Genomic DNA, 13,921 nt, shown 5'->3' with positions numbered 1-13,921 from the left:
CTAATAAGAAGGGATGTGTGAAGGATGACTTTGAATATCACAATAAAGCGGATTCCGGATTCGGAAGTAGAAGGGGATCTTGATCCTAGGGTGATGAAGGTAACGCAGGAGCAAATGAAGAAGTTTGCTTCCTTTCCCAAGCTGGAAACGGAGGATGGCGAAATCGGCCATTTCCCGATTGAACAGATGAGGGCGATGATGGGTTGGCCGAATTCCGATATTACGTCAACAGTAATCACGACGGAAGAAAGAGTCATCATTGGACGTAACGGAGAAATTCCTGTGCGTATATATGCACCGAATAAGAGTGAATCGCTTCCGGCTGTTGTTTTCTTCCATGGTGGAGGGTTTATCGGCGGAACAGCGCGAGCGGTAGAGAATCCATGCAAATTTCTTGCTGAGCAAGCCGGGGCAGTAGTTATTAATGTCGATTACCGATTAGCGCCGGAGCATCCTTACCCTAGTGGACTCCACGATTGTTTTGATGTAATAAAGTGGGTATACGAGAATGCAGGTGATATACAGGTAAACCGAGATCAAATTGCGGTTTCCGGCGACAGCGCTGGCGGAAATTTGTCCACTGTCTGTGCGTTGATGGACCGGGATCTTGGTACAGGTATGATTAAGTATCAGGCACTCATTTATCCGACCGTCAACATGGCGGGGGTGGAGACAGAAGATTTCCGTTGGAACATAGAGGAGTACAATGTCAATCACAACCATGAGATAATCCGGGGGATTATTCTCGCTTTGGGCGGGAACGGACTTTCAACACTTTACCTCCAAGGAAATACAGATGTTTCCAATCCATATGTATCGCCATTGCTTGCGAATGATCTAAGCGGTTTACCGCCAGCTCTGATCATCGAAGCCGAATACGACTATCTTCGGTTGGAGGGTGAGGCTTATGCACGCAAGCTTCTCAGGTTCGGCATTCCGGCTCAGATGATTCGCTATAACGGGATGGACCATGCTTTCATGGACAAAATCGGGCTCTATCCGCAAGCGAAGGATTGTATGCTCGAAATCGCCGAAGGAATCAAAAAAACTTTCAAATTCAACTAAATCATAGGGAGTGGTTTGTATATGAAACGAAATGTTAAAGATTTTATTGCACAAATGACATTGGAGGAAAAGGCAGGTATGTGCTCCGGTCTAGATTTCTGGCACATGAAAGGAGTAGAGAGGCTCGGCATCCCTTCAATCATGCTAACCGATGGACCTCACGGACTTAGGAAGCAGCGAGCTTCTGCCGACCATCTCGGCTTATTCGATAGTGTGCCAGCGACTTGCTTCCCGTCGGCAGTTGGCTTGGCAAGCTCATGGAACAGGGATCTGATTACCAAGGTAGGCGTCGCACTGGGAGAAGAATGCCAGGCTGAAGACGTCGCCATCCTGCTCGGGCCTGGAGTGAATATCAAGCGCTCTCCACTATGTGGACGCAATTTCGAATATTTTTCCGAGGACCCCTATTTGTCTGCACGGATGGCAGCAAGTCACATCCAAGGGGTACAAAGCCAGGGTGTGGGCACCTCGCTTAAGCATTTCGCCGCTAATAATCAGGAGCATCGACGCATGACCGGCGATTCTATCGTAGACGAGCGGACACTGCGTGAGATTTATCTTGCGAGCTTCGAGGATGCGGTCAAGGAAGCACAGCCATGGACAGTTATGTGCTCCTACAATAAGGTTAACGGAACCTTTGCATCCGAGAACGAATACTTGCTGACTGATATTCTGAAGGAAGAGTGGGGTCATGAAGGCTTTGTTGTCTCAGATTGGGGCGCGGTGAATGAACGAGTGGATGGACTCTCTGCCGGACTAGAGCTTGAGATGCCAGCCAGCGGTGGAGCGGGAGATCGTAAGATCGTTGACGCGATACGCAGCGGGAAGCTTACAGAAGAAAAGCTGGACCGTGCAGTCGAGCGATTGCTTAGTATTATTTTCAAAGCCGTAGACAACAAGAAATCGAATGCCTTCTATGATGCTGAAGCACATCACCAGCTTGCAAGAGAAGTAGCTCGCGAGAGTATGGTGCTGCTCAAGAACGAAGATTCCGTCCTGCCTTTGCGCAAAACAGGAAAAATCGCAGTGATCGGGGAATTTGCGGTAAAGCCTCGCTATCAGGGCGGTGGAAGCTCCCATATCAAACCTACCCAACTTGAAGATATCCGTGAAGAGATTGTTAAGTCTGCTGGCAGTGGTGCGCTAGTGTCTTATGCTCAGGGCTACGATATCCAGAATGACTCCACGGATGCTGCGTTAATTGAGGAGGCGCAACAGACGGCTTCTCAAGCGGACGTCGCGGTCATTTTTGCTGGCTTGCCTGATCGTTACGAATCGGAAGGTTTCGACCGTACGCACCTAAGCTTACCGGTTAATCAAATTCGATTAATTGAAGCGATAGCCCAAGTGCAGAGCAATGTCGTGCTTGTGCTGAGTAATGGAGCGCCTATTGAGATGCCTTGGCTGGGCAAAGTAAAGGGCGTACTGGAAGCCTATTTAGGAGGACAGGCACTTGGGGGCGCGATTGCCGACCTGCTATTCGGGGATGCCAATCCAAGCGGCAAGCTGGCCGAGACATTCCCGTTACGACTAGAGCATAATCCTTCACAGCTTAATTTCCCAGGTGAAGGCGATCGTGTGGAATACAAGGAAGGTCTGTTTGTTGGATACCGTTATTATGATACCAAGCAGATCGAGCCGCTGTTCCCGTTCGGCTTTGGGCTAAGCTATACGACTTATGAATATTCAAATCTGGTCCTTTCGAAGAAAAACATCCTTAACGATGAGCAGGCTGAAGTAACGGTCACCATCAAGAACACAGGGTCCTATATCGGGAAAGAAATTGTACAGCTGTACGTGCGCGATGTCGAAAGCTCCGTCATTCGCCCGTCCAAAGAGCTTAAAGGTTTCGCTAAGGTTGAGTTGCAGCCCGGACAATCGAAGACCGTAGTGTTTAAGCTCGATAAGCGTTCCTTCGCCTATTACAACATTGAATTGAAAGATTGGCACATCGAATCAGGCGAATTTGAAGTTCTGGTTGGCCGGTCATCGAAGGAAATTCTGCTTAGGGATACCCTGAATGTCGAGTCGACAACGTTTTTACAACAAGTCTACCATCGCAATTCGACAATCGGCGATTTGATGGGCAATCCGCAAGCGCAGTCCATTATCAAGGACTGGATCAGCCAAACTCCTTTCGGTGCAATAGCCAATGAGGATGGCGAGGATTCTGATCATTCAGATATGATGAATGCGATGATGAAGTATATGCCGCTTCGTGGCCTGGTTGGTTTCAGTGGCGGCTCTCTGACAGACGAAGCGCTGGATGAAGTGCTAAGACAGTTGAATAGTCGAGCTTGAGTCAAAATCTGTTATTCCTTTGGGACGAAATATGTTTTCAATTTATACCAGCACTATTTCACGAATGGTGTTAATGCTTATATCTACTGGAACATGATACTTGAGCCGAAAGGGCGCAGCACGTGGGGCTGGGAACAAAACTCGATGATTACCGTAGACTCTGCAGCTAATGCGGTCAAATGATCGCGTACTGGATGCTATGCACAAGGCAGGTATCCATGTCATCGTAGGGACTCCTACTTATGCTGTTGTTGAGGTACAGGTATAGAGGAGCGCCATCGCAGATTGCGGTGGCGCTCTAATGCCTTCTATAGAACAGGGTCCCAGGCTTTTTTTAACCGCTGGATTCCAAGCTCCATATCGTTCATGCTGATCCCTCCAAATCCCAAATAAACCTTGGGATTATCTATACTCCCCCCACTCGTGATGCTCTCCATACTTCCTGAATTGAACCACATCTTCTGAAACCCGTAGACAAGGACATCTTCGGCTGCTGCTAATCTAACCAATTCCTCTACGCTGCAGCCGCCATTTACCGTTAGTTCAATGTGAAGCCCTGCACTTTCTCCCATAATCTGAATCTGATTGGCGAAATGTTCATGAATCAGTCGAAGGAAATCTCGATGCTTCTTCCGATATACATTTCTCATTCTTCTGATATGTTTGTACCAATGCCCTCGCTCCATGAACAACTGCATGGCAAGCTGGTCAATGCGGGAGGAGGAGCTTAGGACGTGTTCCATCGAGGCTAGCTTATGCGATAAGTGTATAGGAAGCACCATATAGTTTATACGTAAGCCAGGGGAGAACACCTTCGAGAACGTTCCTATATAGATGACAGCACCTCTGCGATCAAGTCCTTGGAGGCAGGGAATCGGTCTGCCGGAGTAACGAAATTCCCCGTCATAATCGTCTTCTATGATATAAGCGTTGCGGTTATAAGCCCAATTAAGCAGCTGCTGTCTTACCGTATAGGGCATGATTCTTCCGGTGGGAAACTGATGGGAAGGTGTAACGTAAACGGCGTTCGTTTCGAGCTTCTCCAAGTCCGTTACGGAAAGTCCTTTATCTTGAATAGGAAGCGGAAGAATAGTGAATCCATTGCCTATAAAGGTGTCTCTCACCGGAGCATATCCGGGGTCTTCAAACGCAATCGTTGAAATGTCTCCTAACAGCTTGGAAAGAATATGAACACTATATTGGATGCCGGAACCTACGACAATTTGCTCAGGCGTACAGACAACACCCCTTGAATTTTTTAAGTATTGAGCAATATTCGTTCGTAAGCCGTATTCCCCTTGGGGGTCTCCATATTGATGAACGGTGTGGATGTTGGTGGTTAGCACTTCATTGACCATATTCCTCCAGCTTCGAGTGGGAAATGAATCATAGTCTACAGTCGCGGGATGGAAATCTATGATGCTTGTATTCCCGGAGGGAGAGACTGCCCTGCTAGTTACAGGCAAGGAAATGTCAGAAGATATACTGTAGGATTCCGATTCATGCAAGGCGGGTTTCAAGGAATACGGATTGACGACATAGAAACCAGATCGCGGCTTACTAATGACGTAACCTTCGGCCTGCAGCATCTGATAGGCAGTTTCAATGGTTATTTTGCTTAGATTGGTTTGAAGCTGCAGCGAGCGAACGGATGGTAATCGGGTGCCATCGTTAAGAGCTTCCTTGTGAATAAGTTCACGGATATGTCTATATAACTGCATGTATAGTGGACCGCTATGATTTCCGGGCAGTGAAATTTCAATCATTATTTAGCACCTCCACTGACCCCAATAATTAGTGCAAAACTGACACTTCTTGAAAGGTCAATTCTATTATAAACTTTGAATCAGGCAACAACAATGAGAAGAGGGGCGTCAATGAGATGGAAATTAATTTGAAGCATAAAATAGGCAAGGGGCTTCAACCACAACCATTTATCGATGGAATGTCGAAGAATAAAAGCAGTCTGATGGACGGGTACAACAGGTTTGCCTGGAGCTCAAAAGGGGATGAGGATTTTTTCGCCGCTTTACGGGAACAAACCGGTTTAAAATGTTTAATTCTATGTACGGATTGGTGCCCGGATGTGATATGGAATGTGCCGGTCTTGTTTCGCGTTCTTGAGCAGGGCAGAATCTATACGGAAGTGTTGCTCATGGAGGAGCACCTGGAAACAATAGATCATTTTCTTACAGACGGAGGGAGGGGCCAGCCGATCGCTGTGTTTATCGATTCCAATGGGATGGTATTCGGGAAATGGGGTCCGCGTCCGCAATACATTCAAGCCGTTATGGAACAGTTCAGGCGGGAAAATCCGGATCGGGAGGCGTCAGATTACCAAGAGAAGGTTGAGAAGGCAAGAAGCGAAGTCGCAGATATGTATAATGCGGGCACTGGTTATCAGTCAGTTATTGTACTAGAGCTCCGCAAGCTAATCGAATCCTTTATATAGGTAGCGACAACTCCGTTATGGACTATCGTTGTGGGAAAAGGCTGCTCCCTCTGGGAAGCGGCCTTTTCACGTGCTACGAATTTCAGTTTAGTACGCTTGACAAAAATGAAGTTAAATATTAATATCAACATGAAAGCGCTTTATATTTTTTTTCTCACAAATGTAACCCGTTACATTTAGTTAACCCAGAGAGAAGTAATAAAGAGTTTTTATTTTTTTTAGGGAAAATGAAACCGGATTCATGAAATGGGTTACATTAAATGTCGAAAATGGCATTAATACGTTGTTCCGCGAATGGGGGCTAGTTTACATGCAAGACGTCATGCCTATTCAATTATCCAAAAAAGCAGTTCGAGTAGAAGGGAAGTCAAGCATTATCGTATCTGCATCAGTCTTTTACTTCCGGATTCCACGGGAGCTATGGAAAGACAGATTAGATCGCCTAAAGATAGCTGGTTACAACTGTGTGGACGTCTACTTCCCTTGGAACTATCATGAATTGTCTGAAGGGCAGTGGAACTTCAAAGAGGAGAGGGATGCGGAAGAGTTCCTGCGATTGGTTAAGGAGGCAGGGTTGTGGACGGTAGCAAGACCCGGACCTTATATCTGCTCTGAGTGGGATGGAGGAGCACTTCCGGCATACCTGCTTGCGAAGGACGGCTTAACTCTCAGGGATAATGATCCCGCTTACCTACTGCATGTGTCTAAATGGTTCGAGAAGATTCTCCCCATTCTTCACCGGCAGCAGGTCAGCGAAGGCGGCTCCGTCATTTGCATCCAGCTCGAGAATGAACTAGATTTCTACGGGTGCAAAGACCCGCATGGTTATATCGCTGCATTGCGCGACATGACATTGAAACATCGAATTGAGGTTCCGTTGATTGCTTGCGCAGGGCAAGGCGGATTATACGAGGCTTCGGGCTTTGCTGAAGGTGTTGTTCCTACCTGCAACTTCTATCCAAACGATACGGATCCTGAATTCGAAGAGAAGGTGCTGCAATATACGCAACTGCTCGGGGAACGCAACCTGCCGCTCATGGTGACCGAGACGAATCGTTCCCATTTCCTGCTCCGGAGATTATTATCCGTCGGCGCTAAGCTGCTCGGACCCTACTTACAAGTATCCGGAACGGATTTCGGCTTCACAAACGGAACGAATAACTGGGGAGAGCCTCTTGCCTTCATGACTTCCGACTACGACTTCGGAGGGATGATATCGCCTGAGGGTCAGCTAAGACCGGAGGTTTACGAAGGCAGGCTCCTGAATCGGTTGATTCAAGCTTACAGCTCATCTCTGGCAGAAGCTTTGCCAACAGGGGAAGCAAGTCCCATCTTCATGGACACTGCCGCTGTGAGCAGTCTAATCGGACCGACGGCGCTTCCGCTTAGTCAGGGAGGACACTTAGTCTTCCTGCACAATACATCGGACGATAGCATAACCGCGTTTCTGAATAATGGGCACACCGAAGAGGCAATATCAATAACTCTTACTGGGCGCAGCACGATAGCCGTTCCAGTAGAAATTCCGCTCTCCGAATGGAATTTCGCGGGACAATTGCTCTACTCAACCGCTGAGATGTTTCTACTGAAAACACTTGCGAATGAAACGATCGCGGCATTCCACGCCGATAGCGATGGAGAAATAGTATTCCAATTCGATGAAGAGATTGAATGTGAGGCAGATGGGGGAGAAGTGAGAAAGGACGGCAACCGGGTTCGCCTCACGTTCGGGTCGCATAGGAGTCCTTCCATTATAAAAGGTAATGCTTCAGATGGACGTCGACTCGTCATTGTAATCATGGATCGGAATGCCGCGCTTGCATTGGAAGATATCGGTTTGGATGGACAGATTCAAACCAAGTCATTGCCTGTGTATGACAATAAACCCGTATCCTTGACCGTTTCATGGTCGGACTATTCCATTGATCCTACAACTCCAGTTGGTCCTGCCATGACCAGAACGATCGAACATGCCGATTATTTAGAGAAATTGGGCATTTACCGTGGGTATGCCTGGTACGAGGCAAAGGATACGATGCCGAGTAACCTGCGCCGCGAAGGCATTCTCGTACGCCAAGCAAGCGACATCATCTCAGTGTATGCGGGTAACGTGTATGCAGGAACTGCCGTTCCAGGCGGATCCAGTACTTTTCTGCCAAGTGTTGGCGAACAAGCTGGAGAGTTTACAGTGAGAACCGAAATCTGGGGACATACCAACTTCGACGACGCGAGGAGACCTGCTCTGCGCCTGAGCTCAATGAAAGGGCTTCAAGGACTTGTTGCCGTTAGCAAGGTCAAAGACCTTAGCGGCAATTGGAGAAGACAGCTCGTCAAGGGAGATCGGGCAATGGTTGCGGATCCGGCATACGATGACCGCCAATGGCCGATCACGGGATTCGGAGGCTGGCTGCAGATGGAGCGTCCGATGGTGGAATGCTTCCGCAAGTCGTTCGAAGCTTCACCATCCGCTAATTCTTGGACATTGCAATTCGAAGGTTTGCAAGGAGTCGTGGAGGTATACGCGAATGGAGTTGCCATAGCTTCCGTTACGCCTTTCGATCCTTTCGTTGACATTTCCTCTTGCGTCACGCCGGGAGAGAGAGTGCAGTTGTCGGTTTTCCTGGACCGGAGACTCGAAGCTGATGCCGGAAACGTTATTTTGTATGAGGGTCATGCAGCGAACGATTGGCGGATTACGGAATGCGGCGAGAAAGAGCTTGTTCATCATGCAGCCAGCAAATCTATCGAAGCAAGCGAGATTGAGCTGCCAATAACGCTTAAAGCCGGAGAGTCCCGTTGGTTATTCGGTAAGATACCTCTTCCTCCTAGTGAGGGCGGATGGCGCGTGAAGGTAACAGGCACCGGCATGAAGCTGTCCGTGTTATTTCAAGGGCGACTCGTTTCTCGGATTTGGTTGCCGGGGGGAGATGCCCGCCCTTCGATGAGAGGAGGTAGTCCGGATTCGTTCTGGCTGCCTGGTCCTTGGTTCTCAGCAATGGAAGGCGACATGGCGGTATATCTAGAGGCGGTAGATCTGAAGGGCCCATGCGTGATCGAACAATTCGCTTTCATTAAAGCTTGAGAGGAAAGGAGCGCATCCGATGCAATCAACCGAATCCATTGCGGTGAAGCAGAAAACACCTTACTTGGGCATATCCAAAACCAAACGGCTTTGGAACAACCGAACGCTTCTGCTCATGTGTTCTCCCGCCATATTATTTTTCATCATCTTTGCGTATTTGCCAATGCCCGGCTTGTACCTCGCCTTCATTAAGTTCAACTATTCGGACGGCATATTCAGAAGTATGTTCGTAGGGTTCGATAACTTCCGGTTCCTCGTCATTAACGGAGACTTATGGCGACTTACGGTGAACACGATCCTCTACAACTTGGCCTTCATTATACTGGGTAACGTTCTTCAAATTGTCGTGGCGGTTCTTCTGAACGAGCTGCGTAAAAAGTGGTTCAAAAAAGTTGCCCAGACGTTCATGTTTCTCCCGTACTTTATATCCGCGGTGCTGATCGGGCTCATTGCTTATAACTTTCTGAGCTACGATTACGGGGTATTAAACAGTGTGCTCGAATCTCTAGGGTTCGATCCTGTCAAAACCTATTCCAATCCCCATATCTGGCCTTTTATTATCGTCCTTGTCTACTTATGGCAGACGACGGGTTATGGCTCCATTGTTTATTTCGCGGCAATCATGGGATTGGACAACGAGATTATCGAAGCTGCCGAAATCGACGGCGCCAACGCTTACCGGCGTATTATCCACATTATCATTCCATGGTTGAAGCCAACGTTCATTATATTACTGCTGTTCTCGCTCGGCGGAATTCTCAAAGGAAACTTCGGTTTGTTCTACAACTTGGTCGGTGCAAGCAACACGATGCTGTTCCCTACGACAGATATTATCGAAACATATGTCTTCCGTTCTCTTATGAACAACTTTAACTTCTCGATGGGAAGCGCTGTCAGCTTGTATCAATCGGTATTCGGTTTCATTATCGTCGTTTCCTGTAACTGGTTCGTTAAGAAAGTATCACCCGAAAATTCATTATTCTAGGAGGCGGCACGAATGGAAAATGTCTCGCGAAGCATTCGAACTAATGCCGCGGAGAGAGTCGTCGGATTTATCGGCTACGGAGTTATCGGATTATTTTCCCTATGCTGTTTGCTGCCGTTCCTGCTCGTACTCGGCACTTCGTTCACGGCAGAGAATGCAATCCAGAAGTACGGCTTCAATTTCTGGCCTAAGGATTTCTCCTCGTTCGCATACAAGATCGTATTCGAGAATCCGGAATATATCATCGGCGCATACGGAGTAACAGCTGCAATAACCATCTTGGGAACGATATTGGGGTTGTTCGTAGTGGCGATGACCGGTTATGCCTTACAGAGGCCGGATTTCCAGTATCGGAATAACATCTCCTTCCTAATTTACTTTACGACGCTGTTCTCTGGCGGGCTCGTACCTTTCTTCTTGCTCATGACGCAATATTTGAGCTTGAAGGATAACTACCTGGCTGTGCTGCTGCCCGGCTTGTTAAGCCCGTTTCTTATCATTATGATGAAGGCCTTCGTTCAATCGATACCGCATGCGATTACGGAATCGGCCAAGATCGATGGCGCCGGTGATTTCACGATCTTCGTCCGGCTGATTCTGCCGATGACGACGCCCGCTTTGGCAACGATCGGACTGTTCATCGCCCTCGCGTACTGGAACGAATGGTATCATTCGATGCTGTTTCTCTCAGCGGACATGAAATACCGACCCTTGCAGCTTTTCTTATACAACGTTATTACAAGCGCGGAATTTATCCGGAGTTCATCCGCTTCTGCCAATGTCCCGTTTCGAGATATGCCGCTTGAGTCGATGAAGATGGCGACCGCGATTGTGGCGACAGGTCCCGTCATTCTGTTCTTCCCGTTCGTTCAACGATACTTTATCAAGGGGATTACGGTAGGCGCAGTTAAAGGATAATGTGCATGTTGTGCCGGGAGAGCTCATAAAGGGACTCCTTCACATAAATTGAAATCGGTTACAGACAGGTCTAGATGATCATTTTAACCCAGGGGAGGAAATGAAATGTTAAGAGGAAAAAGATTGGTCTCATTCGTTATGTCCATTGTGATGGTAATCGTTCTTGCGGCATGCAGCGGGAACAATGAAAAGGCGGCGAATAGCGGCAGTGCAAGTAATGCTGGTGGCAAAGAAAGTGCTGGCAGTGCTGATAGCGGTGCGGTAGATACCTCGAAGTTCGTTAAGGTCAGCTATGTTGTATTAGGTGACAAGCCAAAGAACGGTCAATTCGATAAAACGTTAGAGAAAGTCAACAAGCTCATGAAAGAGAAAATCAATGCGGAGCTGGAATGGAAATGGGTCGAATGGGCGGATTGGTCCACGAAATACAACCTGTTGCTGGCGTCCGGCGAACCGATCGATCTGATCACGGTTGCAACGGACTGGCTGGATACTTGGAATAATGCTCAGAGGGGTGCCTTCACGCCGCTTGACGAGCTTCTGCCGAAATACGCGCCGCAAACGTGGGAATCCATTCCACAGGAAGATTGGGCGCAAACGAAGTATAAAGATCAGATCATGCTTATTCCTGAGAACGACTATACGCAATGGGTTAACCATGGCTTCTTCTATCGCGGAGACTGGGCCAAGGAAGCGGGAATCACAAGCCCGATTATCGATTTCGAAACACTGGGCAAGTATTTCCAATACGTCAAAGAAAGTAAACCGGACGTTATTCCTTGGGATGCTCAATCCAGCGGTAACATAGCACCTTATCTCGGTTTCACGACCTCGTATACCGACATGATTGAGCTTCCTATCGGAACCGGTTATATGCCTGCGTTCTTTGCGAAGTCATTTGATGAGAAGTACACGGTCGATAGCCCGATTTTCAACGATGTATTCTTGAATATGGCGAAGATGATGAAGGATTGGGCGGACAAGGGCTACTGGCGCGAAGACGTATTGAATTACAAAGGAGATACTCGAACGTTGCTTAAGGCGGGCTTGTCCGGTGCAGATGCACATCACACGCAAACCTTCGGGTCATTGCGCGTACTAATGGACGAAGAGCAACCAGGCTCCGAGCTTGCGATGTTCCCATTCTCCGCAACTCGCAAAAATCTGATCGAGCTGTCAATCACGCACGGCGGAACTTCGCTTGGCGCGCATAGCAAAAATCCAGAACGCGCACTTATGGCCTATGAACTGATGCGCAACGATAAAGAGATTTACCAGCTGATCAACTTCGGCATGGAAGGCGTTCAATACGAACTTAAAGACGGTAAACGTGTCAAACCGGCCGGCTATGATCAAAAAAGAGATGAATTCTACTCCGACTTCTGGGGCGGCCGCGTCGACAAATTCGAGATTCCTACCGATACGGTGTGGGATGGCGTAACCCAATACTACGCGGATTATGACACCTACAAAAAGCCATACCCTTACGGACAGTTCGTATTCGACAAGAGCAGCATCGATGCTGAGCTGACGGCGATTTCCCAAGTCACTGGCGAGATGGGTCCAGCCATCCTGTTTGGGAAAGCGGGCGATCCGGTTAAAGCGGTTGAAGATTTCCGGAACAAGCTGAAAGCCGCAGGCTACGATAAAGTGCTCGCGGAAATTCAGAAGCAAATGGACGCTTACAAGACACTAATCGAAGGCTAATAGCTGCTATACCATCCAACCAGAACAGTAAAGTCGAATGGAGTGGGGCTGTCTGAGAGGACAGCCCCACAATTTATTCTGGCATGATGGATTACGAAATTGGACTCCCTAGCAGATCGGTTCTTTTCCTGAGCTAGTCTGCTTTTTTGTTATATATGTAACCCTTTTCATGAAAAGCGTTATTTTGATATAATAGGACGAACCCTGACAGCAGGAAGGATAATGTTCGCGTGAGACAAATTACCATATATGATATAGCCAACGAAGCTAAAGTATCCGTTGCCACCGTATCTAGAGTATTAAACGGAACTGCACCGGTAAAGGTCTCTACAAGAGCGAAGATCGAGGCGCTCATTCAAAAGTATCAGTTTCAGCCGAACGCGATGGCTAGAAGCCTCCTTTCAAAAGAAACGGGTATTATCGGCGTTATTCTGCCCGATCTCACCAATCCCTTTTTTCCAGAAGTGTTTACTGGTGCGGAGCTGGAAGCTCAGGAATCTGGACATACATTTCTATTGTGCAACACAATGGGCGTTTATACCAAAGAAACTGAATATCTTAATATCATGCAGGAAAAACGCGTAGACGGTATTATTTTTCTTGGTGGACGGATTAACCTTAAGGATTGCGAACCACACCTCGTTCAGGAAATCGTCGATCATGCCAAGAAAATTCCGATAGTGCTTGTTAACGGAAATATGAGGAATACCGAGTTGACACGTGTTGTTACGGATGAATATGCGGGAACCGTGTTCGCTGTGCGTCATTTGATCGAGTTGGGGCATACGCAAATTGGCTTTATTGGCGGGGAAAGTCATATGACAACAACCTCCATCAAGCTGCGCGCTTTTCGCAAAACGCTGCGGGATGAAGGTCTCCGAGTCAAAGAAGACTGGATTTTAACGGATAGCTTTTCTATGGAATCGGGAAGGCAACAGATGCAGAAATTGTTGGAAATGAGTGAGAAGCCCACCGCGGTATGCTGTGTAAATGACTTTACAGCGATCGGAGCGATTAAGACAGCTGGCGAGTACGGCTTGAAAGTCCCGGATGACATTTCAATTGTAGGCTTCGATGATATTCCTCTGGCTCACCATGTCATTCCCGAATTGACAACAATATCTCAACAAGCAAATGAGCTTGGTCGAACAGCTGTTAAAGTGCTCCGGCAGATGATGAACAAAGGAAAAGTGAAGAAGTTAACTTCTCTTGAGCCGCAGCTCATAATCAGGCAAAGTACAGCGCCAAGAATTTTATAGGCCACAGACTACTGTGCTGTAAGCCATATTAGACCCTTTCTGTGGAGAGGGTTTTTCCTTGTTTTCCGAAGATCCGATCTCAATATGGATTTTCATTCAAGACATCTAGTATTTGTTGCATTTTCCAAAGATATTATTACCCCTTGAAACGA

General features: G+C 47.7%; 9 protein-coding genes and 1 pseudogene. 9 read left to right on the top strand and 1 reads right to left on the bottom strand.

Annotation, left to right across the window (positions count from 1 at the left end; genetic code table 11):
• The first annotated feature begins 24 nt into the window (after positions 1 to 24).
• The 3 genes and pseudogenes from ACESLK_RS03545 to ACESLK_RS03535 all read left to right on the top strand — a co-directional run.
• Positions 25 to 1,065 carry an alpha/beta hydrolase gene (locus tag ACESLK_RS03545; protein WP_372662331.1) on the top strand — a complete coding sequence of 347 codons (1,041 nt, stop codon included), beginning with the start codon at positions 25 to 27 and terminating at the stop codon, positions 1,063 to 1,065.
• Between the two features lie 21 nt (positions 1,066 to 1,086).
• Positions 1,087 to 3,366 carry a beta-glucosidase family protein gene (locus tag ACESLK_RS03540; protein ID WP_372662328.1) on the top strand — a complete coding sequence of 760 codons (2,280 nt, stop codon included), beginning with the start codon at positions 1,087 to 1,089 and terminating at the stop codon, positions 3,364 to 3,366.
• 27 nt (positions 3,367 to 3,393) lie between these two features.
• Positions 3,394 to 3,531 (top strand): annotated as a pseudogene (locus ACESLK_RS03535) (glycoside hydrolase family 30 protein); the annotation flags it as partial.
• Between the two features lie 143 nt (positions 3,532 to 3,674).
• Here ACESLK_RS03535 and pdxR read toward each other — a convergent pair.
• Positions 3,675 to 5,132 carry a MocR-like pyridoxine biosynthesis transcription factor PdxR gene (pdxR, locus tag ACESLK_RS03530; protein WP_372662325.1) on the bottom strand — a complete coding sequence of 486 codons (1,458 nt, stop codon included), beginning with the start codon at positions 5,130 to 5,132 and terminating at the stop codon, positions 3,675 to 3,677.
• 116 nt (positions 5,133 to 5,248) lie between these two features.
• Here pdxR and ACESLK_RS03525 point away from each other — a divergent pair, with 116 nt between their 5' ends.
• The 6 genes from ACESLK_RS03525 to ACESLK_RS03500 all read left to right on the top strand — a co-directional run bounded on the left by ACESLK_RS03525 (position 5,249) and on the right by ACESLK_RS03500 (position 13,769).
• Positions 5,249 to 5,818 carry a thioredoxin family protein gene (locus ACESLK_RS03525; protein ID WP_372662322.1) on the top strand — a complete coding sequence of 190 codons (570 nt, stop codon included), beginning with the start codon at positions 5,249 to 5,251 and terminating at the stop codon, positions 5,816 to 5,818.
• Positions 5,819 to 6,059: 241 nt separating this feature from the next.
• On the top strand, positions 6,060 to 8,900 hold the full coding sequence (locus ACESLK_RS03520; protein WP_372662319.1) for a beta-galactosidase: 2,841 nt from the start codon (positions 6,060 to 6,062) through the stop codon (positions 8,898 to 8,900).
• 115 nt (positions 8,901 to 9,015) lie between these two features.
• Positions 9,016 to 9,885, top strand: coding sequence for an ABC transporter permease (locus ACESLK_RS03515; RefSeq protein WP_372662726.1), 870 nt, complete (start codon positions 9,016 to 9,018; stop codon positions 9,883 to 9,885).
• A 12-nt stretch (positions 9,886 to 9,897) separates the two neighbouring features.
• Positions 9,898 to 10,803, top strand: coding sequence for a carbohydrate ABC transporter permease (locus ACESLK_RS03510; RefSeq protein WP_372662316.1), 906 nt, complete (start codon positions 9,898 to 9,900; stop codon positions 10,801 to 10,803).
• Positions 10,804 to 10,908: 105 nt separating this feature from the next.
• Entirely contained in the window at positions 10,909 to 12,510 is a 1,602-nt protein-coding gene (locus ACESLK_RS03505; protein WP_372662313.1) for an ABC transporter substrate-binding protein, read from the top strand.
• Positions 12,511 to 12,740: 230 nt separating this feature from the next.
• Positions 12,741 to 13,769, top strand: a complete 1,029-nt coding sequence (locus ACESLK_RS03500; RefSeq protein WP_372662310.1) for a LacI family DNA-binding transcriptional regulator — start codon at positions 12,741 to 12,743, stop codon at positions 13,767 to 13,769.
• The last annotated feature ends 152 nt before the right edge of the window (positions 13,770 to 13,921 follow it).

The sequence above is a fragment of the Cohnella sp. genome (assembly GCF_041640265.1).
Classification (GTDB): Bacteria; Bacillota; Bacilli; order Paenibacillales; family Paenibacillaceae; genus Cohnella.
The sequence above is the reverse complement of the archived record's forward strand: the minus strand, read 5'-3'. Positions and strand labels throughout refer to the sequence as shown.

Coding starts and splice junctions, on each gene's coding strand:
- ACESLK_RS03545 (WP_372662331.1), top strand. CDS start 25: ATGACTTTGAATATCACAATAAAGCGGATTCCGGATTCGGAAGTAGAA.
- ACESLK_RS03540 (WP_372662328.1), top strand. CDS start 1,087: ATGAAACGAAATGTTAAAGATTTTATTGCACAAATGACATTGGAGGAA.
- pdxR (WP_372662325.1), bottom strand. CDS start 5,132: ATGATTGAAATTTCACTGCCCGGAAATCATAGCGGTCCACTATACATG.
- ACESLK_RS03525 (WP_372662322.1), top strand. CDS start 5,249: ATGGAAATTAATTTGAAGCATAAAATAGGCAAGGGGCTTCAACCACAA.
- ACESLK_RS03520 (WP_372662319.1), top strand. CDS start 6,060: ATGAAATGGGTTACATTAAATGTCGAAAATGGCATTAATACGTTGTTC.
- ACESLK_RS03515 (WP_372662726.1), top strand. CDS start 9,016: ATGTGTTCTCCCGCCATATTATTTTTCATCATCTTTGCGTATTTGCCA.
- ACESLK_RS03510 (WP_372662316.1), top strand. CDS start 9,898: ATGGAAAATGTCTCGCGAAGCATTCGAACTAATGCCGCGGAGAGAGTC.
- ACESLK_RS03505 (WP_372662313.1), top strand. CDS start 10,909: ATGTTAAGAGGAAAAAGATTGGTCTCATTCGTTATGTCCATTGTGATG.